General features: G+C 45.0%; 20 protein-coding genes and 1 tRNA gene. 5 read left to right on the top strand and 16 right to left on the bottom strand.

All coding sequences use genetic code 11. The annotated features are described in order from the left end of the window. Positions 1-43: 43 nt before the first annotated feature. Positions 44-445 (top strand): response regulator, encoded by a 402-nt coding sequence (locus tag IPP74_05780; protein MBL0318781.1) that lies wholly within the window; start codon positions 44-46, stop codon positions 443-445. Continuing rightward, entirely contained in the window at positions 438-1,835 is a 1,398-nt protein-coding gene (locus IPP74_05775; protein ID MBL0318780.1) for a PleD family two-component system response regulator, read from the top strand. The genes IPP74_05780 and IPP74_05775 overlap by 8 nt, the downstream gene beginning before the upstream one ends. Positions 1,836-1,923: 88 nt before the next feature. On the opposite strand, the gene IPP74_05770 is transcribed toward IPP74_05775, so the two are convergent. From IPP74_05770 to guaB, 8 genes are all read right to left on the bottom strand, one after another. Beyond that, positions 1,924-2,820, bottom strand: coding sequence for a hypothetical protein (locus IPP74_05770; GenBank protein ID MBL0318779.1), 897 nt, complete (start codon positions 2,818-2,820; stop codon positions 1,924-1,926). 20 nt (positions 2,821-2,840) lie between these two features. Then, positions 2,841-2,917 (bottom strand) — tRNA-His (locus tag IPP74_05765). An 85-nt stretch (positions 2,918-3,002) separates the two neighbouring features. Next, positions 3,003-3,839: a 3-methyl-2-oxobutanoate hydroxymethyltransferase gene (gene panB, locus IPP74_05760; GenBank protein ID MBL0318778.1), complete on the bottom strand. Its 837-nt coding sequence runs from the start codon at positions 3,837-3,839 to the stop codon at positions 3,003-3,005. Further along, positions 3,817-5,262 (bottom strand): hypothetical protein, encoded by a 1,446-nt coding sequence (locus IPP74_05755; GenBank protein MBL0318777.1) that lies wholly within the window; start codon positions 5,260-5,262, stop codon positions 3,817-3,819. The genes panB and IPP74_05755 overlap by 23 nt, the downstream gene beginning before the upstream one ends. 269 nt (positions 5,263-5,531) lie before the next feature. Next, complete coding sequence (locus IPP74_05750; GenBank protein MBL0318776.1) at positions 5,532-6,008, bottom strand: hypothetical protein; 477 nt, start codon at positions 6,006-6,008, stop codon at positions 5,532-5,534. Between the two features lie 137 nt (positions 6,009-6,145). After that, on the bottom strand, positions 6,146-6,628 hold the full coding sequence (locus IPP74_05745; GenBank protein ID MBL0318775.1) for a polymer-forming cytoskeletal protein: 483 nt from the start codon (positions 6,626-6,628) through the stop codon (positions 6,146-6,148). Further along, positions 6,618-7,817: a peptidoglycan DD-metalloendopeptidase family protein gene (locus IPP74_05740; protein MBL0318774.1), complete on the bottom strand. Its 1,200-nt coding sequence runs from the start codon at positions 7,815-7,817 to the stop codon at positions 6,618-6,620. Before IPP74_05740 ends, IPP74_05745 begins: the two co-directional genes overlap by 11 nt. A gap of 81 nt (positions 7,818-7,898) precedes the next feature. Beyond that, positions 7,899-9,368, bottom strand: a complete 1,470-nt coding sequence (guaB, locus tag IPP74_05735) for an IMP dehydrogenase (GenBank protein ID MBL0318773.1) — start codon at positions 9,366-9,368, stop codon at positions 7,899-7,901. 222 nt (positions 9,369-9,590) lie between these two features. On the opposite strand from guaB, the gene IPP74_05730 reads away from it, so the two are divergent. Genes IPP74_05730 through IPP74_05720 form a run of 3 tightly spaced genes read left to right on the top strand, consistent with a single transcriptional unit; the run spans position 9,591 to position 12,812 of the window. Further along, positions 9,591-10,874: a proline--tRNA ligase gene (locus tag IPP74_05730; GenBank protein ID MBL0318772.1), complete on the top strand. Its 1,284-nt coding sequence runs from the start codon at positions 9,591-9,593 to the stop codon at positions 10,872-10,874. Positions 10,875-10,888: 14 nt separating this feature from the next. After that, positions 10,889-12,133 carry a lipoprotein-releasing ABC transporter permease subunit gene (locus tag IPP74_05725; protein ID MBL0318771.1) on the top strand — a complete coding sequence of 415 codons (1,245 nt, stop codon included), beginning with the start codon at positions 10,889-10,891 and terminating at the stop codon, positions 12,131-12,133. Beyond that, entirely contained in the window at positions 12,126-12,812 is a 687-nt protein-coding gene (locus IPP74_05720; protein MBL0318770.1) for an ABC transporter ATP-binding protein, read from the top strand. Before IPP74_05725 ends, IPP74_05720 begins: the two co-directional genes overlap by 8 nt. Positions 12,813-12,840: 28 nt before the next feature. On the opposite strand, the gene gloB is transcribed toward IPP74_05720, so the two are convergent. The 8 genes from gloB to rho all read right to left on the bottom strand — a co-directional run bounded on the left by gloB (position 12,841) and on the right by rho (position 23,829). Then, a complete protein-coding gene (gene gloB, locus IPP74_05715; GenBank protein ID MBL0318769.1) occupies positions 12,841-13,569 on the bottom strand; it encodes a hydroxyacylglutathione hydrolase in 729 nt (242 codons plus the stop codon). Positions 13,570-13,647: 78 nt separating this feature from the next. Then, complete coding sequence (gene lpdA / locus IPP74_05710; protein MBL0318768.1) at positions 13,648-15,048, bottom strand: dihydrolipoyl dehydrogenase; 1,401 nt, start codon at positions 15,046-15,048, stop codon at positions 13,648-13,650. 24 nt (positions 15,049-15,072) lie between these two features. Continuing rightward, positions 15,073-16,287 (bottom strand): 2-oxoglutarate dehydrogenase complex dihydrolipoyllysine-residue succinyltransferase, encoded by a 1,215-nt coding sequence (gene odhB, locus IPP74_05705; protein ID MBL0318767.1) that lies wholly within the window; start codon positions 16,285-16,287, stop codon positions 15,073-15,075. A 22-nt stretch (positions 16,288-16,309) separates the two neighbouring features. Then, entirely contained in the window at positions 16,310-19,231 is a 2,922-nt protein-coding gene (locus IPP74_05700) for a 2-oxoglutarate dehydrogenase E1 component (protein MBL0318766.1), read from the bottom strand. 18 nt (positions 19,232-19,249) lie between these two features. Beyond that, a complete protein-coding gene (sucD, locus tag IPP74_05695) occupies positions 19,250-20,128 on the bottom strand; it encodes a succinate--CoA ligase subunit alpha (GenBank protein ID MBL0318765.1) in 879 nt (292 codons plus the stop codon). After that, positions 20,128-21,312, bottom strand: coding sequence for an ADP-forming succinate--CoA ligase subunit beta (sucC, locus tag IPP74_05690; protein ID MBL0318764.1), 1,185 nt, complete (start codon positions 21,310-21,312; stop codon positions 20,128-20,130). Before sucC ends, sucD begins: the two co-directional genes overlap by 1 nt. Before the next feature lie 130 nt (positions 21,313-21,442). Further along, entirely contained in the window at positions 21,443-22,390 is a 948-nt protein-coding gene (gene mdh, locus IPP74_05685) for a malate dehydrogenase (protein ID MBL0318763.1), read from the bottom strand. Positions 22,391-22,494: 104 nt separating this feature from the next. After that, positions 22,495-23,829: a transcription termination factor Rho gene (gene rho, locus IPP74_05680; GenBank protein ID MBL0318762.1), complete on the bottom strand. Its 1,335-nt coding sequence runs from the start codon at positions 23,827-23,829 to the stop codon at positions 22,495-22,497. Between the last annotated feature and the right edge of the window lie 56 nt (positions 23,830-23,885).

Below are 23,885 nucleotides of genomic sequence, written 5' to 3'. Positions count from 1 at the left end.
ATAGGATAGCTCAGGGGCGACCACAATGTCGGAGGACAGAGATATGGCTACTAATACCGTGTTAATCGTTGAAGATAACGAATTAAACATGAAACTCTTCAGGGACTTATTGCAAACGCACGGTCTTAGTATTATTGAAACCAAAAATGGTTTTGATGCTGTTTCACTTGCAAAAACACATTTGCCTAATCTTATCCTCATGGATATTCAATTACCTGGCATTTCTGGTATTGATGTTATTCGCTCCATTAAAGCAGATCCACAATTAGCCAATATTCCTATTATAGCGATAACGGCGTTTGCGATGAAAGAAGACCGCGACCGCATTATGGAATCAGGCTGTGAGGGATATCTGCCAAAACCTATTTCCATTTCACTGTTCCTCGATATGGTCAGTAAATATCTAAATATCGATTTAAAGAAAAAAGGTAACAACAATGAGTAACCGGATTCTGGTTGTTGACGACTTGCCCGCTAATGTTAAATTGCTTGAAGTAAAACTGAATAGCCAATATTACGAGGTCTCCACAGCAAGCAATGGAAAGGACGCCTTACAAGTGGCACAAACCAAAACACCAGACATTATCCTGCTGGATGTCATGATGCCCGAAATGGATGGATTTGAATGCTGCAAAAGGCTTAAATCAGACCCTAAAACAGCTTATATACCCGTAGTCATGGTCACGGCTCTTAGCAGCGTACAAGATCGCGTTACCGGTTTATCGGTGGGGGCGGATGACTTTCTGACAAAACCAATTAACGATCTTGCCTTATTTGCCCGTATCCGTTCCTTATTGCGCCTTAAGCAAATGACGGATGAATTCCGGTTGCGTAATCTTTCTGGTTCAGAATTTACTGAAGCTGGAGAGACAGGGTTGCCTACCGACATTAACACAGAAGATGCAAAAATTGCCCTTGTTGATGATGACATTGTTCAAGCCAAGAACAATGCTGACAAACTAAGCGCCAAAGGCCATAAAGTAAGCATTTATTCTGATCCTAAAGAAGCAATGGAAGCCATTAAATCACCCGATCTAGATCTGATTATTGTGAGCACACAATTAATCGAGATGGACGGACTGCGTTTATGTTCGCATTTTAAGAGCCAGTCCGAAACACGTCACGTACCGTTACTGATGCTCATTGAAGAAGACGACACAGAAACGATCGTGAAAGGGCTTGATTTAGGTGCTAACGATTATCTGGTAACTCCCACCGATGTAAATGAGTTAACCGCCAGGGTTATCACCCAAGTACGAAGAAAACGCTACCAAAATGCGTTACGCAGTAACGTACAGGAAACAGTGTCAATGGCCGTTCGTGATGGCTTAACCAATCTTTATAACCGTCGCTATTTTGATGTGCATATTAAAAATATGCTCGAAAAAATGAAAGCCGATGGCAAGCCCCTGACGATGATGATTAGCGATATTGATCATTTCAAAAAGATCAATGATACCTATGGACACGTTGTTGGCGATGAAATTTTACGACAAGTCCCAACCGAAATGATCAATAATATCCGCGCCACCGATTTAGTTGCCCGTTACGGCGGCGAAGAATTTGTGATTGTGATGCCGGGGATTGAAACACCCCCTGCACAAGATGTAGCCCAGCGTATCTGTAACAAAATAGCTGCCCAAAATTTTAAGATCAGCGGAGGTGACGGCACCCTTAAATGTACCGTCAGTATTGGCGTTGCTTCGGCCAAACCCGATGACACACCAGAATCTCTTATCAAACGCGCTGACCAGGCTCTTTATCAAGCCAAGGAAAGCGGGCGAAACAGAGTGGTTACCAGCAGCGAGTCGGCAACACCACCGACTGCCGCTTAGGACATCGAGTTTATCGGTCATTTCACACGAAATAACGGGCAGACGAACGGCATGAGGATTGAGCGTCAGTGCTCGAAAGGATATGCGATTACGTATTTTTCTTATAATCAAACTTCCAACGCTTATGAATCCATAACCATTGTCCAGGATGCTGATTCACCCAATCGCCAACCAGGCCATTGACGCGTTCCATGGTATGATGCACATCCCGCTCTTCACTCTCTGTGTTCTCGGCCATAAACGGCTTATGAATAATCACTTTAAACCTTACTCCGCCTAAACGCACAATCTGTACCGGCAAAACAGGCATGTGATGGCGGCGCGAAAGAAGAGCCAAAGCGTCCGCCGTCATCGAAGGATGCCCCAGAAAAGGCACCTCAACACCAGCATTCATTTTTTGATCAATCAACATACCCATCGATCTCCCCCCTTGAATGGCCCTCACCATTGGTTTAATCCCTTTTGGACCCTTGGGAATCAACTGAATATCACGGTTATATTGATAACGCATGGAAGATATCATGCGGTCAATCACGTCTTTCTTGGGTTTTCGATAAATGAACGTTAGTGGTGATTCAAGCCTCTTGGCTACTCGCAACAGAATTTCCCAATTTGCCAGATGTGCCGAAAAAACGATTCCGGCCTTCCCCATCTCACGCCATTCTTTAACATAATGAAGATTCTCTATCTGCACATGGTCATAAAATGCTTCTTCGCTAAGCCGCGACATGGAAGAGAACTCTGCAATATTCCGCCCAAGATTATCCCACACATCCCCCAAAATGATGGACTTTTCCTTTTCAGATTTTGAAGGATAAACATGTTCGAGATTGATTTTGGCCACCTTATGAAAATGAAGCCAAGGACCAATAAGACGCCCCAAAAGTCCCCCTAAAGCAGATGAAAAGCTTAGTGGCAAGATTCTAAAGAGTCCGAAAAGACAAAAAACGAATCCCGAACGAAGAAACGATTTCACGTCAAACAATGCATTTTCCATATAGAAGATGGGGCGAGCAACCGGGATCGAACCGGCGACCCCCAGTGCCACAAACTGGTGCTCTAACCAACTGAGCTATGCCCGCCATAAACTAAAAATAAAAAGAGCGCCCCTACGTGGGGTAAGAACAGGCGCTTTCACTAGGAAACTAGATAAAATAAGCCAAAACGTCAAGTACTAACTTTACCAGAACGCTTAAAACTATGGATTTCTTCGGGGAAGCGTCTGGATTTTACTTCATCGGCATACTGTTTTGCTGCATTCTCGATAATGGTCGCCACATCGGCATATTGCTTTATGAATCGAGGCTTATGCTCATTTGGCGCCAGTCCTAGCATGTCTTCCGTTACCAGCACCTGGCCATCGCATTCGCGTGAGGAACCAATACCAATCGTAGGGATTGATAATTTCGCCGTTATGTCCTTTGCCACCCCCTGCTCTACACATTCCATCACCAACGAAAAAGCACCAGCCTCCTGTAAGGCAAACGCATCTTCTATCATTCTATTGGCTTCTTCCTGCTCTTTGCCCGCGAACCGATAGCCTCCGCGCGCATGGACATGCTGCGGCATTACGCCGATATGCCCCATGACTGGAATACCGCGTTTTACCAGAAACTCTACTGTTTCAGCCATTTCCTCACCGCCCTCTAATTTTACTGCGGAGCACCCCGTCTGGGCAAGGATAGAGGCGGCATTCTCAAAGGCCTGCTCTTTGGATGTTTGGTAACTGGAAAAAGGCATATCCACGACAACCAAGGCTTTCTTGGATGATTTAACAACGGCTCGACCATGGGCAATCATCATCTCAACCGTCACCGGCAGAGTCGTCTCCATTCCATAGAGAATCATGCCCAGACTATCGCCCACCAGCAAAATATCAGTCTGCATGTCCAGCAATTTTGCCACAGGCGCAGTATAGCACGTCAGACAAACCAGTGGGGTTTGATCTTTTGCCATTTGGATATCGATGGTAGTAAGGCGTTTATTCGTGAGTTGCATTGGCATTATCCGATGGTTTTTCAGAGGCATCTCCCAAGGGGAGAGGGCTTCCTTTTACGGCCGGAAACTTGATCGTAACGGTGGTTCCAAGATTAACTTCGCTTTTAATCTCAAACGTTCCATTCATTAATTCAACCAATTTCTTACTTAAAGGAAGACCAAGGCCTGTACCTTCATAACGCCGACTGAGTTTATTGTCAACCTGACCGAAGGTTGCCATTGCTTTGGCAATATCTTTGGGAGCGATACCAATGCCAGTATCTTTCACTTCGATGGTGATTTTTCCATCCCCGCTATCAGGCCAGACAACCAACAAGACTTCTCCACCTTCGGGGGTAAATTTAACCGCATTGGTTAATAGATTGAGGATAACCTGCTTTAAACGTTTTGGATCCGCCTTCAGGATGATGTGTTGTTTTGGAATATTTTCTTTGAGCTCCACTTTGGCATCTTGAGCCCGAGGCAATACCAGACGCATGGCCGTTTTCACCGCCTTGGTTAAATCGACATCAATCATTTCGACTTCCAGCTTATTGGCATCTGCTTTAGAAAAGTCGAGAATGTCATTGATTAAACTTAATAAATGGACGCCGGACGTATGGATATCGCGAATATAATCACGATATTGCTCGCTCCCTAAAGGCCCAAATTGTTCGTCACGCATAATTTCAGAAAATCCAATAACCGCATTTAAAGGCGTCCTCAATTCGTGGCTGATATTGGCAAGGAATTTTGATTTTTCCTGATTTTGTAATTCCGCCCTGTTTTTGGCATCAATCAATTCTTGATTGGCCTCTTGCTGCCTGTTAATAATTTTTGAGGCACTGTAGGATTTATAGAAGGTGAGAAAATAAATAAAAACACCAATAAGTAACAAGCCTCCAGAAACGGCCATTTGGAAATAATTTAAGTAATCCCAGGCCATCGTGATGTTATAATACATATCGATGTAGGCAATCACCTTCCCTGAATCAATAATTGGGAATTTATTTTGTATCAATGAACCGCTGGCCAGATTGCCGTCTTTATCTCTAAAGCTGGTATTAGGTAAAATCTTAGCGGTATTTGTGCCCTTTTCCCCGCCAGCTATTTTATCGTCATAAACGGCTATATCGTATTTATTGGTGGTAATGTAGGTTTTGCCTTGTGGGCTAATGATTTGCACCTTAATCATCGGCAAACGGTTAAAGTAAATAATCGTCTCCTCCACAAATTGTCTTCGCGACTGCGATTTCATCTGGATGTTGTGCATATATTTTGCCCAGATGCTCTGATAATACTGGCTGGCGTAATAGGACGTGTTTTCTTCGACAATCGGCAGAATGATATGTTTCTCTGTCAGTACGCGGATATACTTACCAACCCCAAAAGCCGCTATAATAATAGCCAGGACCGTAAATATCGAAAAATAGCGAAGCATCCCACCCATGGGTCATCCTTAAGGGGCTTTAATCCATTAATGATACGAAAGAATGGTTACTAAAGTATTTCTACCCAGCTTAATTACGGTCGAATCGACCCTCTTTTAAACATAAACAGTGATAGTCTCACGGCTAGGCCCGATCAAGCGGTTGCTTCATCTGACGGAATGTTGTCGTGGCGCATAATAATAATCACTATAGATCCATAAGTTGCTTATTGGACATTAGTGCATAGCACGCGCCACCATCAACGATTTTGAAATGTGTGAATGACTTATTAATCATTCACAGCCGTAGCCTTGGTGGTTTTATTCTCTGGGGTAGTGCCTTGCTTTACGTTAGATGATGAAGCTGAGCTGGCTTGCGCTTTAGCTTGATCCTCTTTCTTTTTCTTCATCACATCTTGGTAACGTTGATCTTCACTTGCCATAATCGCTTTATCACAGGGACGCTTTTCATAGATTGTAATTAATCTCGATGAGCGCTCATTTGCTAGATCCAACGCCTTACTACCATTCATTTCATTGACGATAATTCCCGGCCAAAATAAAAGACCCATGCCGACATTGCGACCAGAAAAGCCTGTTTTTTCATCCACGTCTGATTTCAATATCTTTAAATCGACAATTTGTTTTGCTAGATCGGGGCATGAAAGATCGGCATCCCCAATTTGATTAACTTCGACTTTTTGATGCGTACAACCGGCAGCAAACGCAACGACACAACACAATGATAGCAATGATTTTCTTACCACACAAACTCCTGCAAAAAATAAACACGCCAGAGCATATACAATTCACACGCGGTGTCAATGAGTATTTAAAAGAATTTACCACCGCTACAAACAGCAGCTTTGATGGCTGTCAACGCCTACCAATGCGATAAGAAAGCTTAGTTCAACTCTTCAATGCCAATATTTTGCTTATCGACGACATCATGCATGCGGACAACTTTAGGCGCCTGAAATTCTTCGGTATATTCGATATGATCATATTGCTGAGTAATGGTGGTACTGTCAAAACGCTTGCATTGAGCATCCAACAATGCGCCATCTTCAATGGTCAATTTTTCATACATGATAACACCTGAAACCCTAGCGGTTTTAGAAAGTTTTACGTTTTTAGCTTTGATCAACCCTAAGGTCTTGCCTGCTATCACGATATTCTCAGAGACGATATCACCTTTAACATAGCCACTTTCTCTAACCGTTACGCTATGAGCGTGGATATTGCCCTCAATACTGCCTTGAATTTCAATGTTTCCGCCTTCTCCAACCAGATTGCCGAGAATACTCATGCTTTCTGCTATAATAGACGGCGTAACAGCCGTATTTTGAACAACGTGGCGACTTTCCCCTTTAGTGCTAGAAAACATACGTACCTGCCTTTAAAAATTTCTTAGGATCCACGGCGTCCCCATCCACCCTCACTTCATAATGAAGATGGCTCCCCGTACTCCGACCAGTGCTTCCCTGCAATCCGATCACCTGCCCCCTACGGAGGCGCTGACCGTTGCGTACGAAGATTTGACTTAGATGCCCGTAACGGGTGCTAACTCCGTTACCATGATAAATTTCCACAAATCGGCCATAAGCGCCGTAGCGACCCGCCCGAAGAACACGGCCATCCCCGGTTGTATAGACTTTACCGCCTTCAGGGCCAACAAAATCAAGGCCCTTATGAATAGCTAAAATATTTGTCATTGGGTCGCGCCTAACTCCAAACCCGCTGGATAAACCCGCAGACGGCATCGGCCTTGCAAATGGGAGTGAACGAGCAAGGGTTTCAAGCTTCATTAAATAATCAACTTTTGCCTGCAGCATCGACGGGCTGATTTGTGATGAAAACAACTTGCTCACCAAGGGTATGAATGGCCCACCTTGTCCGACTATTCCTTTTTTTTCGGTGACTAACTTTTGATCGCCAACGTTTAAATTATCAAGATCAAGCCCGGCAACGTCAAAACCATCTTCTACCGTATCGATTTTGCTCGACACATTATCATAAATTTCATTTAACAGACTGTTGGTCTGTTCCGATAATTGTTCAACTTTTGCATTTAGCTCTTTATCTGAATCACCCTTATTCTCAAGCTTTGATAATGGCTTAATCCGCTTGTCGCCTTTCTCAGCATCGGCGGTTTGATGCCCGTGTGTTGGACTTGATTTTAGATATTTGTTCAGTGTCTGCAAATGCTTCTGCAGCTCATCCATTTGTGCCACCAAATTTTTATTGGCTTTGGTCGCATGGACAATTTCGCCTTCCTTGGTTGTGAGCAGGGTTTCAAACACCACAAACTGACCACTTGCATACACCATCCAGGCAGTAAGAACAAACGCAACAGCCGCCACCGATCCTTGAAACCATGGATGCAAATGAATCGTAAAAATAGCGGCATCCGAAACCACAATAATGCGGCGGGGCTTAAACCACTTCTTTAACAAGCTGCGTATGTTCATAATAACTGTTTCAAAACGAGACATGTACCTGGAACCTTTAAATAACGCTTTAAATATGAAAAAAATATTAACATCTTCAGCTACGCAACCGAAGACAACCATCATACTAAAGCAAAAACCAAACAGCAAGCTTTTATGGTCGCAAGAATCGAAAACCTTTATAAATCAGCAGGTTTCAAGATCATTCTAGGTAGGATTATTATAATTTGGAGCCTCCCGTGTCAAAATAATGTCATGAATATGGCTTTCACGCAGTCCTGCCGAAGTAATCATCCTGAAGGTGCATTGGGTCTGCATGCTCGCTATATCGGCATTGCCAGTATAGCCCATTGCGGCCTTGAGTCCGCCAATCAGCTGATGGACAACGCCGGCTGCTGGCCCCTTGAACGGCACACGCCCTTCCACCCCTTCCGGAACTAATTTCATTGAATCACGCACTTCCTGTTGGAAATAACGATCTGCCGAACCTCTAGCCATTGCTCCTACCGATCCCATACCACGATACGATTTATACGATCGTCCTTGATATAAAATAACTTCGCCAGGGCTTTCTTCTGCGCCAGCTAAGAGCGATCCCACCATCACGCAATCCGCGCCGGCAGCGATTGCTTTTGCCAAATCACCTGAATATTTAATTCCACCATCGGCAATCACTTTGATCCCTTCTTTATGGCAGACTTCAACCACTTCCAGAATCGCCGACAATTGAGGCACACCGACACCCGCAACAATACGGGTGGTGCAGATTGATCCCGGGCCAATCCCTACTTTCACAGCATCTGCACCGGCTTTAATGAGCGCTTTAGCTGCCTCTGCAGTCGCAATATTGCCGCCAATCACCGCTACAGTGCCACATGACTGTTTAATGCGTTTTACTGTATCCAATACCCCTTGGGAATGGCCATGAGCGGTGTCGACAATAATCACGTCAACACCGGCATCTACCAACATCTGTGCACGCTCGAATCCTTTATCACCCGTACCCGTGGCCGCAGCAACCCTCAGTCGCCCCTGGGCGTCTTTACACGCGTTGGGGTGCGCATGGGAGCGCTCCATGTCTTTTACGGTAATCAGACCAATGCAGCGATACGATTTATCAACTACCAGCAATTTCTCGATACGATGCTTATGTAATAAGGTTTTAGCGACATCCCTATCGACATTTTCTTCAACCGTGACCAGATTCTCTTTGGTCATAAGCTCACTCACGGGCTGCTTGAGATTGCTGGCAAAACGGACATCACGGTTGGATAGGATTCCCACCAATTTCCCTGTCTTTTTCTCCGCAACCGGAATACCAGTAATTCGGTATTCCTGCATTAAAGCCAGAGCATCAGCTAAGGTGGCTTCAGGATGAATCGTCACCGGATTCACCACCATTCCTGTTTCAAATTTCTTTACTTTGCGGACTTCATCTGCCTGCTCTTCTGGGGTCATGTTCTTATGAATGCAGCCGATACCTCCATGCTGTGCCATAACAATGGCTAACCCACTTTCCGTTACCGTATCCATGGCTGATGAAATAAGGGGTATTCCCAATTTTATACCTGCCGTCAGGTAGGTTTCCGTTTTAGCATCAGCCGGCAAGATATTTGAATAAGCAGGGACAAGAAGTACGTCATCAAAGGTAAGGGCAGGAGTTCTATCGAGATTCATATTGGCAACCTTTCATCACCCAAGACGGGCGGTTAATTGAATGTAGTATGAAAGGGAACGCAAGGTACGCATTGAGAGCCTTTCACCTTGCGGATGTTTTATACCACAAAAACGCCCATAAATAAAGAATTTTATACAGTTTATGCAGATTTTAATTGCTTAGGTGCGTGATACACATTAATTACTTGCTATGCCCTTATTCATCTTCGAGGTTCTAAGATTATGCAATTAACACGTTTTTTCCTTCCTATACTGAAAGAAGTCCCTGCTGATGCGTCTATTGCTTCACACCAGCTAATGTTGCGTGCAGGCCTTGTCCGGCAATTGGTTTCTGGCATTTATAGCTGGCTTCCTTTGGGACTGATGGTTCTTAGAAATATAGAGACAATCGTGCGGGAAGAAATGAACCGTGCCGGTGCCATTGAGCTTTTAATGCCAACCATTCAACCGGCTGATTTGTGGAAAGAGTCCGGACGCTATGAAGATTACGGCAAAGAAATGCTGCGCATTGAAGATCGTCATGAGCACCCATTATTATACGGACCCACGAACGAAGAGGTGATTACCGATATTTTCCGTAAATCTGTCCGCAGCTATAAAGACCTGCCACTGAACCTCTACCACGTCCAATGGAAATTCCGGGATGAAGTGCGCCCGCGCTTTGGTGTTATGCGTGGTCGGGAATTTCTGATGAAAGATGCTTACAGCTTTGATGCCGATCAGGAAAGCGCCATCCGCTCCTACCAAACAATGTTCTTTGCCTATATTAACACATTCAAGCGCATGGGGCTAACTCCCATTCCCGTCAGAGCAGACACCGGCCCAATCGGCGGCAATCTCAGCCATGAATTTCATATTCTGGCCGATACTGGAGAAAGTGCACTCTATTATGATGCCGCCTATGAAGAGATGATGTTAGGCGACATCCATTCGTTTGAGCAGGCGACCTCACTTTACGCAGCCGCCGATGAAATGCATAATCCTGATAATTGTCCGGTTCCTGCCGATCGGTTAAAAGTGCGCCGCGGCATTGAGGTAGGACATATTTTTAATTTTGGCACGAAATACTCTAAGGCTCTCAATGCGAAGGTTACCACCAAAGAAGGTAAAGATGTCCTGGTTGAGATGGGCTCTTACGGCATTGGCGTCTCCCGTTTGGTGGGCGGCATCATAGAAGCCAACCATGATCAGCATGGAATTATCTGGCCAGAACCAATTGCTCCTTTCAAGGTTGGGATCCTTAATCTCAAACAAGGCGACAGCGCGTGCGATGCAGCTTCAGAAAAACTTTACCAATCCCTGGTATCTAAAAATGTATCGGTACTCTATGATGACCGCACCGAAGGCGCTGGCAGTAAATTTGCAACACAAGACCTAATCGGCACACCATGGCATGTCGCCATTGGGCCGCGAGGCCTGGGCGAGGGTGTGGTTGAAATTAAAAATCGACGGACGGGCGAGAAATCGAATGTTTCGGTTGAATCCGCCCTTAACCATTTAATTTAGTAAGGATGCCTCGAATGGCTCTCAGTTTTGAAACCTCTATTGCGTTTAAATATCTACGTTCAAAACGTAAAGAGGGCACCATTTCGCTCATTGCCGTTTTTTCGCTATTAGGCATTGGACTCGGGGTTGCCACATTGATTGTGGTCATGGCTGTGATGAATGGGTTTCATACCGAATTATTATCGCGTATTGTCGGCATTAGCGGTCACATTACCGTAACGGGCACGCATGAAGGGATCACCGAGTATGACAGCCTATCGAATACGATTCGTAAAGTTCCTAATGTTACCAAGGTTGTTCCCTTTATCCAGGGACAGGTCATGGTCACCGCCAACGGAGCCGCAACGGGTGCTTTGGTGCGTGGCTTTCGCTTAGACGACTTAAAAGGAAAAACCGTCATTTCTTCGCATATTTATGCGCCTGATCTTAATCAGTTCAATGAGCCTGATTCCGTTATTTTGGGACGAAATTTGGCGATGCACCTGGGAGTATCGCTTGGCGATATGGTTACCCTGATTTCACCACAAACGACGGCTACCCCATTTGGATTGGTTCCGCGCCTTAAATCTTATCGTGTGATAGGGATGTTTGAAATCGGGATGTACGAATATGACAACTCAACGATCCTGATGCCTCTGGAAGCGGCACAACTTTATTTTAAGTTACCCAATAAAGTCTCGGATTTAGAAGTCACCACAAAAGACATTAATCATACAGCTCCCGTTGTTGCTGCCATTCAGAAACAAATCGGTAGTTGGTTCTTTGTAACTGACTGGCAGCAACAAAATGCCAGTTTTTTCGATGCAGTGAAGGTGGAGCGTAATGTGATGTTTTTAATCCTCACCCTCATTATACTGGTCGCTGCCTTTAATATTATTTCAAGCCTGACCATGCTAGTACAGGATAAATCAAAAAACATAGCCATCATGCGTACTATTGGCGCGTCCCGCTTCAGTATCATGAAAATCTTCTTTATTTGCGGAGCATTTATCGGCGTTACAGGTACCGTCTTTGGTACCATTTTGGGTATTATTTTTTCTCTGAATATTGAAAATATCAGGCAGTTCTTGCAACAGATAACCGGGACCACCCTTTTTGATCCTGTCATCTATTTTTTAAGTGAACTTCCTGCGGAACTCACGTGGGGAACTGTTTTTAGCGTCATGGGTATGGCGCTCAGCTTATCCTTCCTCGCCACTATTCCTCCCGCATGGAAAGCTGCTAAACAAAATCCTGCGGAGGCATTGCGTTATGAATAACCCCATCATCCACCTGCAATCCGTTCATAAACATTTTATGCAGGGCGATAATCTGCTGGAAATTCTGGTTGATGTCAATTTATCGATTGCACCAGGTGAATTAGTGGCGCTTGTGGGACCTTCAGGTTCTGGCAAAACAACCTTATTACAAATAGCAGGGCTACTGGATGTGCCCACCAGTGGCGAAGCGATTATCTCGGGAAAACGCACCTCTGAACTTTCCGAACATAAACGCACCCTTATCCGCCGCTATGATCTTGGTTTTGTGTATCAATTCCACCATTTAATTTCCGAGTTCACAGCGCTTGAAAATGTGATGCTGCCGTTGCGTATTGCCGGCGGGAAACCTAAAGATATTAAAGAAACAGCCGTTCAAATACTAACCGAATTAGGCCTAAGCGACCGAATGGATCACACACCAGGACAACTCTCAGGTGGCCAACAGCAACGTGTTGCCATTGCCCGGGCAATGGTCCATAAACCCGCTCTTATCCTTGCCGATGAACCAACCGGCAATCTCGATCCCCACACGGCCGAAGATGTATTTGAAACCTTTATCAAAGCTTCGCGCGACCATAATCTCTCCGCACTGATTGTTACTCATAATCAGACTTTGGCCGAAAAACTTGATCGCAGAGTAACGCTGCATAATGGAAGACTAGAAGAGTTAAATAGCTAGAAGGTTTGCCGCTAATAAATCGATAGGTTTAAGACAGCTTAAAACGATCTTTCATAGTTCTCAACCTGGCAAAGTCGTCTACATTAGAAACGCGGAGAAACGGGTTACAGCGCTTTTCTATTCCTACGGTGGTAGGTATGGTTGGCAGTCCCTGTTCTCGAAGGGTTGTGGCATTGGCAAGATATGCCATCAAATCCTTATTGTTGGGCTCAACCATCGTAGCAAAGGCACCGTTCGCCAGGGTATATTCATGTCCGCAATAAAGTTTCACATCATCAGGATACGTGGCTATCGTTTGCAGGCTTGCAAAGAGTTGTGCCGGCGTTCCTTCAAATAATCGACCGCAGCCAAGCGAGAATAATGTATCACCACAAAATAAGGCATTCAGTTCGGGCACATGGAGTAGAGTCTGGCCAAGCGTGTGGCCCGGGGTATGCCTCACATCAAAATGGAAACGGCCAAGCCGGTAAGAACCCTTATCTTCCCAGGTTTCATCGATGGCTGGAATACGATGAGCATCCCCCTTATAGCCAATGACCTGACATGATGTTTGCTGCTTAAGCTCAACATTCCCATCCGTATGATCCCAGTGATGGTGTGTATTGATAATGTGTGTCAGCATCCAGCTATGCTTCTTCAGTTCTTTTAATATGGGATCGGCTTCTGAGGGATCGATGACGATGGTAGTATTCGTGGCATCGTCTCGCAATAGATAGGCATAATTATCCTTGAGAACAGGGATAACGATAAGTTGCATGATGAGCCTCTTTAATTCCCCAAAAGAAGCGTGACGCGACCTGCTCCCTTGAGAAGAAGGTCGCTGGATTCTTCTTTATTAACTATGAATCGGTTTTGAGAATGTCGCTAATGCTGCTTCTTTTACCGCCTCAGATAAGCACGGATGTGCATGGCAAATGCGGGCAATATCTTCAGATGCCGCTTTAAAGGCCATGGCCGTCACTGCTTCTTGAATCAATTCACCAGCCTGTGGCCCTACTATATGAACACCCAATACCATATCGGTTTCTTTGCAGGCAATGATCTTAACGAAACCTTCGGTATCCTGATTGGCCCGTGCACGGCTGTTGGCCATGAAACTGAATTTTCCGATATTAACCGCAATGCCCAGCTCTTTCAGTTGATCTTCTGTTTTACCAACGGATGCCACTTCTGGGTGCGTGTAAATCACACTTGGTACCAAATCATAATCCACATGTCCTGCTTGGCCTGCCATGGTTTCAACAGCGGCAATACCATCTTCTTCGGCTTTATGTGCAAGCATTGGTCCAGGAATAACGTCACCAATCGCAAAAATGCCTTTTACGTTGGTTTCAAAATGATCATCGACCAATACGCGTCCACGGTTATCTTTGATGACGCCAACTTCTTCGAGACCTAAACCATCGGTATAAGGACGACGGCCAACCGCAACCAGAACAACATCCGCTTTGATATTTTCACTTTCGCCTGTAGCCAATGATTCAACCGTTAGCGTTACGGTTTTACCGGATACTTTTGCCGCAGATACTTTAGCACCCAGCTTGAAGGAGAAGCCTTGTTTTTCTAACGTACGCTGGAATGCTTTACGAACATCTTTATCCATAAATGGCAAGATCTCTTGGGAATATTCAATCACCTGGACTTCTGAACCAAAACGGCTCCAAACGGATCCCATCTCTAAGCCAATAACCCCAGCACCAATCACCACTAACTTTTTAGGGACTTCCGATAAAGTAAGCGCACCAGTCGACGATACGATTCGCTTCTCATCAATTTCAACGCCCGGAAGAGATGATACTTCAGATCCGGTGGCAATAAGGATACGTTTGGTTTGAATGGTTTCGCTTTTGCCTTTACCAGCAGACACAACCACTTCGGTTGGCGATTTAATGTTGCCTGTACCTTGTATGTACGTAACCTGATTTTTTTTGAATAAGCCTTCAATCCCTTGGGTTAACCCTTTCACGACATTGTCTTTGTTAGACATAACCGTGGACAGGTCAAGATCCAGGCCTTTGATCTTGATGCCAAGATCATTGAAATGTTTAGCATCATGATATTTATGGGAAATATTCAAGAGTGCCTTCGAGGGAATACAGCCAACGTTTAAGCATGTCCCGCCTAAAGCACCGCGCTTTTCAACACAGGCGACTTTCATGCCTAATTGTGCTGCTTTAATTGCGGCAACATACCCACCAGGACCACCACCGATTACAACCAGGTCATATTGACTCATTGGAAAACTCCCTTTCTTACCAAACTAAACGTCTAACAATAAACGCTGAGGATCTTCTACATATTGTTTAATGCGCACCAGGAAGGTCACAGCCTCTTTTCCATCAATTAAACGATGGTCATACGACAGAGCCAGGTACATCATCGGACGAATCACGATTTGACCATTCACCACAACCGGACGCTCTTGAATTGAGTGCATTCCTAAAATAGCCGATTGCGGAGGATTAATGATCGGGGTCGATAATAATGAACCATAGACACCACCATTAGAAATAGTGAATGTACCGCCGGTCATGTCATCAACCGTTAATTTACCATCACGGGCACGCGCACCAAAATCAGCAATTTTCTTTTCGATCTGCGCGAATGACATTTGCTCTGCATTACGAATAATCGGCACAACCAGACCTTGTGGCGTACCAACAGCGACCCCAACATCACAGAAATGTTTATAGACGATATCGTCGCCATCAATTTGTGCATTCACCACAGGAATATCCTGTAATGCCTTAACGGCCGCTTTAACAAAGAACGACATGAAACCTAATTTCACACCATGGCGTTTTTCAAAACTGTCTTTAAATTCGTCGCGCAAGGCTTTGATCGCGCTAAAATCAACTTCATTGAATGTTGTTAAGATAGCCGCTGTATCTTGCGATGCTTTCAAGCGTTCCGCAATCCTTTGACGCAAACGAGTCATGCGGACGCGCTCTTCGAGGCGCGGGTTAGATTCATTTGCCGCAACGGTTGATGCCGCAACAGCGCCAGATCCTGATTCGACGACTTTGAGTACATCACCTTTTGTGGCTCTACCACCTTTACCGGTACCAGAAACAGCATCCGCATCTATTTGATTTTCCTTGGCAATTTTCTGTGCAGCAGGTGAAAGAATCTTGCTTGCTGAAGACGCTGCAGCTGGTGCAGAAATTGCTGCAGCTGGTGTTTTAGACGACGACAACGAAACAGGTGTTTCTGCCCGCGCCGGCGCACTGCCTGCTTTGCTTGGATCAATCGATCCCAACGTAGCTCCTGCTTTTACCGTAGCGCCTTCGCTGACTTTTAATTCGGTAATCATTCCAGCTGAAGGAGCGCTGACTTCAAGCGTCACTTTATCGGTTTCAAGCTCCATAATGACATCATCTGCCTTCACCGTATCGCCTGCTTTTTTCATCAACTTGGCAACCGTTGCTTCACTTACCGACTCACCCAGGGTAGGAACTTTGATTTCTACTGGCATGTTTTGCTCCAATATAGATTAATTATGATAAAGCAGTTTTAACTAAAGAAGCCTGCTCTTCGTTATGCACTTTTTGATAACCAACAGCTGGAGAAGCAGACGCCTTGCGTCCTACATAACCAGCACGCTTGGTTTTGGCATCGGCCTTCGCCAATACGTCTTCCAAAAGAGGCTCAACAAAGGACCACGCTCCCATATTTTTGGGCTCTTCCTGACACCACACAACTTCGGCATTCTTATAGAGCTTCAATTCTGCAATGATCTGGCTTTCTGGGAATGGATAATACTCTTCCATACGGATAATAGCGACATCTTTAATTCCCTCTTTTTCGCGGGCCTCATAGAGATCGTAATAAACCTTGCCACTGCATATCACAAGCTTTCTTACTTTTGCAGGCTTGAGATCGCTGACTTCCGAAATAATCGGTTTAAACGCTGTGCCTGTGATAAAATCATCCATGCTTGAAACGGCCAAACGATGACGCAACAACGATTTAGGCGACATGACAATGAGTGGCTTACGATAATTACGCAGCTGTTGCCGACGCAGAGCATGAAAATAATTGGCTGGGGTAGTGCAATTGACAACATGCATGTTGTCCTCAGCGCACAATTGCAAGAATCGCTCCGGACGCGCCGAGCTATGCTCAGGCCCCTGCCCTTCAAACCCATGCGGCAATAACATCACCAACCCGCTTAAACGCAACCATTTGGTTTCCGCCGAAGCGATAAACTGGTCAATCACCACTTGTGCCGTATTGACGAAGTCACCAAACTGCCCTTCCCATAAAACCAAATTTTTTGGATCGGCTTTGCTGTAGCCATATTCAAAACCAAGGACTGCATATTCAGACAACGTGCTGTCATAAATTTCAAGCTTCGCTTGTTTGTTACTGATTTTATTCAGTGGAATATATCGCTCATTCGTATCTTGGTCAGTCAAAACGGCATGTCGATGCGAGAACGTACCACGACGCACATCCTGCCCCGTAAAACGTATTGGCGTACCTTCCTGCAGCAATGACCCAAATGCCAAAGCCTCACCTGTTGCCCAATCAATACCTTGACCAGAAGCAACCATTTTAGCTTTTGCTTCAAGCTGCCTCTCAATTTTTGAGTTAATGGTGATATGGTTAGGTTTGGTTGAAATAACCTTGCCTACTTTTTTAAGTTCAGCGATATCGACACCGGTTTTTTCGTCTTTACGTTTTTTGCGCTCACCAGTAAGGCCTTTCCAGCTGCCATTTAACCATTCAGCTTCTGGTTTATAGGTATCCGCTGCTTTAAGTGCTTTTTCAAGATCACCCTTAAAGGTTTCACGCATAGTTTGCGAATCTTGTTCTGTTACAACACCCTCAGCTGCTAACTGTTGCGCATAGAGCACCGCAGTGGTTGGATGGACAGCGATAGACTTATACATAATAGGCTGCGTGAAAAGAGGCTCATCACCTTCATTATGGCCATAACGGCGATAACCGATAACATCCAGAACCACATCTTTTTTAAATTGCCGACGATAATCAAAAGCAAGCTTTGTAACATGGGCAACCGCATCAGGATCGTCGCCATTAACGTGAAAAATTGGAATCTGAATTCCTTTCGCCATGTCAGATGCGTACGTAGATGAGCGTGCATCCTCCGGATTAGTGGTAAAACCAACCTGGTTATTCACGATAATATGAATGCTACCCCCCGTTCCATAAGCATCGGTCCGGCTCAGCGTCAACGTTTCTGTCACCACGCCCTGTCCTGCAAAAGAAGCATCCCCATGTAATATCAATGCCATTGCTTTGTCCCAGCTCTGCTGGCCAATCCCCAAGGCATCCTGTCGTGCACGCACCCTTCCCACCGTTACGGCACCCACCGTTTCCAGATGAGATGGATTTGGCATCAGGGTTACGTGGATTTTTTTGCCTTCATATTCGCGCTCACACGTTGCACCCAAATGGTATTTCACGTCACCCGAGATATTCAATTCAGCAGGAAAAGCAGATTTACCCTGAAATTCTGAAAACATTGCTGCATATGGTTTTTTAGTCACTTTGGTGAGGACATTTAACCGCCCGCGGTGAGCCATACCAATAGCAATCTCTTCTATACCGTTTTTGGCAGCAACCGCCAATATCGTTTCAATAGAGGCTATGACCGTCTCGCTTCCTTCTACCGAAAACCGCTTTGTACCAGGAAATTTAACGTGAGCAAATTGTTCAAACGCTTCCGCTTCGATTAAATCCTGCAGTACTCGTCTGCGCTCTTCAGGCGTAACGCTATAATTTCCACGAGAAGACTCCATGCGCTCCGCAATCCACTCCCGTTCTTCAGAGGACAAAATATGCATAAACTCTACGCCGATTTTATCCGTATAGGTGTTGCGCAACGCAAGAATGATATCGTCCAATGTTCCTATTTGAAAACCGAGCTCTCCACCCATCTGGATTGGCTGACCACGATCTTGCTCGGTAAAGCCATAACGCGCAGGATCTAGTTCCTGACAGGGTGAGGGCACCTTAAGACCCAGAGGATCCAGCGTTGCCTCAAGATGTCCGAATTCTTTATACGCATTGATCAGAGCATGAATTGCCACCGTGCGTCGCAGCGCATCTGCATTAATCTCAGAAGCGGACGCTTTAGATTTGTCTTTATCTTTGGATGGCTTTTTTTCTTCCAGAGAATTGAAAAATCCCTGCCATTGCGCATCACCGGTTCCTTTAAATCCAATAATGGCATCGCCCTTTTTGGGCTCCCACGAAGCTCCCTGCAAACTGCGTTTTGCTTGTTGTGGAGACGCGTCTTTCAACTTACTGAAAAACACCTGCCAATCTTCAGAAACAGATTGAGGAGCATCCAGATAACGCTGATACATTTCTTCAATGTAAATAGCGTTCGATCCAAAAACAGCACTCGTGTTAAGAAACTCTTGGAGTGGTAAACGGTTTTTGCTCATATAAAACTCAGGCTTAGGTTAAGCAGCTTTCATCACTTTCAGCATTGTCTCGCCGATGGTCGCAGGAGAATCCGTAACAACCATACCTGCCGACTTCATAGCGTCGATTTTTGCATCAGCACCACCTTTGCCACCAGAAACAATCGCGCCAGCATGGCCCATGCGTCGTCCTGGAGGAGCTGTACGACCCGCGATAAACCCAACAACCGGTTTTTTCGTTTTTTGTGATTTGAGGAATGCTGCAGCTTCTTCTTCTGCGCTGCCTCCAATTTCACCGATCATGATTATACCCTGTGTCTCATCATCGCCTAAAAACAATTCCAGGCAATCAACGAAATTGGTGCCATTCACTGGATCACCACCGATACCGATACATGTTGTCTGACCCAGTCCAGCTGCCGTTGTTTGTGCAACCGCTTCATATGTCAACGTGCCAGAACGAGAAACGATACCAATTTTTCCACGCGTATGGATATGGCCTGGCATAATACCAATTTTACATTCACCCGGAGTAATGACACCTGGGCAATTAGGGCCAATAAGGCGCGTTTTGCTCCCACTAAGCGCACGTTTTACCCGCACCATGTCAAGCACAGGAATGCCTTCCGTGATACAAACCGCAAGCTCAACTCCAGCATCAATCGCCTCTAAGATGGCATCCGCTGCAAATGCAGGCGGGACATAAATAACAGATGCCGTAGCGCCTGTCGTATGAACGGCCTCATCAACCGTATTAAAGACTGGCAAATCAAGGTGTTTAGAACCACCCTTTCCAGGAGTCACTCCTCCTACCATGTTTGTTCCATAGGCGATTGCCTGCGTAGAGTGGAATGTACCTTGCTCTCCGGTGAACCCCTGGCAAATGACTTTTGTGTTTTTACCGACAAGTACTGACATTATGCGGCCTCCTTAGCAACGGCATTGACTACTTTTTGAGCGGCATCAGCCAGATTATCTGCTGATGTAATAGCCAAACCTGATTTATTGAGTATTTCTTTTCCAAGATCCACATTGGTACCTTCCAGACGGACCACCAATGGAACGTTCAAACCGACTTCCTTAGCTGCGGCAATGACGCCTTCTGCAATGATGTCGCAACGCATGATTCCGCCAAAAATATTGACCAGAATTGCTTTGACGTTTGGATCCGATAAAATGATTCTAAACGCCTCAATGACGCGCTCTTTGGTAGCACCACCACCCACGTCCAAAAAGTTAGCCGGACTTTGGCCATAGAGTTTAATAATATCCATGGTTGCCATAGCAAGGCCGGCACCATTGACCATACAGCCAATCGAGCCATCCATTTTTACGTAGCTGAGACTTGCTTTGCTAGCACGAAGCTCCATTGGATCTTCTTCGTTTTCATCGCGCATATCTTCGATATCTTTATGACGATAAAGTGCATTAGAATCAAAGTTAAACTTAGCATCCAGCGGGATAATTTCACCGGTACCGGTAACGACCAACGGGTTAATTTCCAACTGGCTAGCATCGGTTTCAACAAATGCTCTATAAAATTTGGCAGCCAATTTAACGAACTCTTTTAATTGAGCCCCTTCAAACCCCAAACCAAATCCAAGTTTTCGTGCATGGAAATCCTGGAATCCCGAAGCAGGATCGATGGACACCATTTGGATTTTTTCTGGATGATGCGCAGCCACTTCTTCAATATCAACACCACCTTCGGTTGACACCATGAAGGTAACGCGACTTGTTTCGCGGTCAACAACAATACCCAGATAATATTCTTTTTTAATATCCGTGCCCGACTCAATATAAAGGCGCTTTACTTCACGGCCTTCAGGTCCTGTTTGGTGCGTCACCAGAATTTTGCCAAGCATTTCTTGAGCAATTTCTTTTGCTTCATGCGGTGTTTTGCATAACTTAACGCCACCAGCCTTACCACGGCCACCAGCATGAATTTGCGCTTTCACAACAATGATTTTCGAACCAGTTTCGCTTTGGAGAATCTGCGCTTCCTTTTCGGCCTCTTGAGGCGTGAAGGCAACTCGGCCCTCGGGAACTTTTATGCCAAACTTCTTAAGAAGTTGTTTACCTTGGTATTCATGGATATTCATGACCGACCCTTTTGTGATCAAAAAAACAGAAAAAAAACGAACGCCCTCCGCAGGAGAACGTTCGCAACCATAGCACGAATGCTTGATTTTTCAAGCCTAATTTATTTTCAACTATCGTAATATTCTTATACTAGACGGTAAGAGTGATAGATGCAACCAAAGCCTTCACAGCCTCGACCGATTGATCGAACATCTTTTTCTCTTCGGGTGTAAGCTCAATCTCAACGATTCTTTCTACGCCGTTAGCGCCAATAATAACTGGAACCCCTACATACAGGCCTTTGACGCCATATTCGCCATTCAAAAGCGCCGCACATGGCAACACCCTACGTTTGTTTTCAAGATAGGATTTGGCCATTTCAATAGCCGATGCAGCCGGAGCATAATACGCCGAACCCGTTTTAAGGAGTCCCACTATTTCAGCACCGCCATCACGGGTACGCTGAACAATCGTATCGAGTTTTTCCTGGGTCATCCATCCCATTTTAATCAAAGCAGGAAGAGGAATACCAGCAACCGTTGAAAGGCGCACAATCGGCACCATGGTATCTCCATGACCACCCATTACACAAGCCGTGACATCTTCAATTGATACATTCATGGCATCTGCTAAAAAGTGACGGAAACGAGCAGAATCGAGCACGCCAGCCATACCCACGACTTTAGCGGCAGGGAACCCTGTTACTTCGCGCATCACCCAGACCATCGCATCAAGCGGGTTGGTAATCACAATGACAAATGCATGTGGTGCGTATTGTTTAATGCCTTCACCGACTATTTTAATGATATCGGTATTCGTATTCACCAGATCATCACGGCTCATTCCTGGCTTACGGGCAATTCCAGCGGTGACGATAACAACATCGGCACCTTTGATATTTTCATAAGAATCCGTGCCTTCCATTCGGCTCACATATCCATCGATAGCGCAGGTTTGCGACAAATCAAGTGCTTTTCCTTTGGCAACGCCCTCTGTTCTATCAAGCAATACAACATCCCAGTTTTCCTGGCTTGCCAAATGTGCCAACGTTCCACCAATATTTCCTGCTCCAATGAGAGCTACTTTAGGTCTTGCCATATCTAAAATCCTTATCTAAAACCATCAAAAAAAGCGACGCTTTAAAACGTTACACCCGAAAAAGAATAGTGAAAATTCCTTAACAAGTCGCTACTAAAATCCCCTTAGGAATTCATAGACTCGAAGAAATCTTCGTTATTTTTAGTATTTTTTAATTTACTTATCAAGAATTCGATTGCGTCCGCACCACCCATAGGCATAAGAATCCGGCGCAACATCCACATTTTCTGTAAACGGGCTTTATCCAGCAATAATTCTTCTTTACGTGTACCCGATTTGGTAACATCCATGGCCGGGAAGATACGTTTATCTGCAATTTTTCGGTCTAAGACAATTTCAGAATTGCCCGTTCCCTTGAATTCTTCAAAAATAACTTCATCCATTTTTGAACCCGTATCTACCAATGACGTTGCTATAATGGTGAGAGATCCTCCATTTTCACAATTACGGGCAGCACCAAAGAAACGTTTTGGACGCTGAAGTGCATTAGCATCAACGCCTCCGGTCAGTACTTTTCCAGATGAAGGAACAACGGTATTATACGCGCGGGCCAAACGGGTAATAGAATCAAGCAGAATCACTACATCATATTTATTTTCAACCAGACGTTTTGCTTTTTCGATTACCATTTCAGCTACCTGGACGTGACGTGATGCTGGCTCGTCAAAGGTAGAACTGACGACTTCGCCCTTAACAGAACGCGCCATGTCGGTTACTTCCTCTGGACGTTCGTCAATCAACAACACAATCAGATACATTTCAGGGTGATTTTCAGTAATGGCGTGAGCAATATTTTGCAACAGCATCGTTTTACCGGTACGTGGAGGAGCCACAATTAAGGCACGTTGCCCTTTACCCAAAGGCGATACCAATTCGATAATACGGGTGCTTAAAATATCTTTGGTTGGATCTTTTGTGTTGAGGTCAATTTTTTCTTCAGGATACAACGCTGTTAAATTCTCAAAATTCGCATAACGTGATTTTTCAATAGGTTTAAAATTGATCTGATCAATTTTTTGTAAGGAAAAATAGCGCTCTCCTTGTTTGGGTGCCCGGATTAAACCCGATACTGTGTCACCCTTACGCAAACCAAATTTCTTAACCTGAGCCGGTGAAACGTAAATATCGTCTGGTCCTGGCAGATAATTAGATTCAGGCGAACGCATAAAGCCAAACCCATCCTGCATGACTTCAACTACACCCTCTCCCTGTACGCCGCTATGCTCGTCTTCAGCAATATGTTTAAGGATACAGAAAATAAGATCCTGTTTTAGCATGCCACCTGCATTTTCAACCTGATATTTTTCAGCATGTTCCAGCAATTGTTCAGGAGATAATTTTTTGATATCTTTTAGATTAACTAAATTTCTTGGTTTTTCAGGTAGCGCAGTTTCATCGGGGCGTTGATCGCTTGCATTGCGATTTTCAGTATCAGACATAGGGATTCTCTTTTTGGAATAAATGGAAATTTGAATGGTGGGGGGGATATAATAAT

Source organism: Alphaproteobacteria bacterium (assembly GCA_016722515.1).
GTDB lineage: Bacteria > Pseudomonadota > Alphaproteobacteria > Rickettsiales > JADKJE01 > JADKJE01.
This window is presented reverse-complemented; position numbering and strand designations above follow the sequence as displayed.

What these genes read in the sequence shown, in the direction of transcription:
- IPP74_05780 (MBL0318781.1), top strand. Translation starts at nt 44, where the DNA reads ATGGCTACTAATACCGTGTTAATCGTTGAAGATAACGAATTAAACATG.
- IPP74_05775 (MBL0318780.1), top strand. Translation starts at nt 438, where the DNA reads ATGAGTAACCGGATTCTGGTTGTTGACGACTTGCCCGCTAATGTTAAA.
- panB (MBL0318778.1), bottom strand. Translation starts at nt 3,839, where the DNA reads ATGCCAATGCAACTCACGAATAAACGCCTTACTACCATCGATATCCAA.
- IPP74_05755 (MBL0318777.1), bottom strand. Translation starts at nt 5,262, where the DNA reads ATGGGTGGGATGCTTCGCTATTTTTCGATATTTACGGTCCTGGCTATT.
- IPP74_05745 (MBL0318775.1), bottom strand. Translation starts at nt 6,628, where the DNA reads ATGTTTTCTAGCACTAAAGGGGAAAGTCGCCACGTTGTTCAAAATACG.
- IPP74_05740 (MBL0318774.1), bottom strand. Translation starts at nt 7,817, where the DNA reads ATGATGGTTGTCTTCGGTTGCGTAGCTGAAGATGTTAATATTTTTTTC.
- guaB (MBL0318773.1), bottom strand. Translation starts at nt 9,368, where the DNA reads ATGAATCTCGATAGAACTCCTGCCCTTACCTTTGATGACGTACTTCTT.
- IPP74_05730 (MBL0318772.1), top strand. Translation starts at nt 9,591, where the DNA reads ATGCAATTAACACGTTTTTTCCTTCCTATACTGAAAGAAGTCCCTGCT.
- IPP74_05725 (MBL0318771.1), top strand. Translation starts at nt 10,889, where the DNA reads ATGGCTCTCAGTTTTGAAACCTCTATTGCGTTTAAATATCTACGTTCA.
- IPP74_05720 (MBL0318770.1), top strand. Translation starts at nt 12,126, where the DNA reads ATGAATAACCCCATCATCCACCTGCAATCCGTTCATAAACATTTTATG.
- gloB (MBL0318769.1), bottom strand. Translation starts at nt 13,569, where the DNA reads ATGCAACTTATCGTTATCCCTGTTCTCAAGGATAATTATGCCTATCTA.
- lpdA (MBL0318768.1), bottom strand. Translation starts at nt 15,048, where the DNA reads ATGAGTCAATATGACCTGGTTGTAATCGGTGGTGGTCCTGGTGGGTAT.
- odhB (MBL0318767.1), bottom strand. Translation starts at nt 16,287, where the DNA reads ATGCCAGTAGAAATCAAAGTTCCTACCCTGGGTGAGTCGGTAAGTGAA.
- IPP74_05700 (MBL0318766.1), bottom strand. Translation starts at nt 19,231, where the DNA reads ATGAGCAAAAACCGTTTACCACTCCAAGAGTTTCTTAACACGAGTGCT.
- sucD (MBL0318765.1), bottom strand. Translation starts at nt 20,128, where the DNA reads ATGTCAGTACTTGTCGGTAAAAACACAAAAGTCATTTGCCAGGGGTTC.
- sucC (MBL0318764.1), bottom strand. Translation starts at nt 21,312, where the DNA reads ATGAATATCCATGAATACCAAGGTAAACAACTTCTTAAGAAGTTTGGC.
- mdh (MBL0318763.1), bottom strand. Translation starts at nt 22,390, where the DNA reads ATGGCAAGACCTAAAGTAGCTCTCATTGGAGCAGGAAATATTGGTGGA.
- rho (MBL0318762.1), bottom strand. Translation starts at nt 23,829, where the DNA reads ATGTCTGATACTGAAAATCGCAATGCAAGCGATCAACGCCCCGATGAA.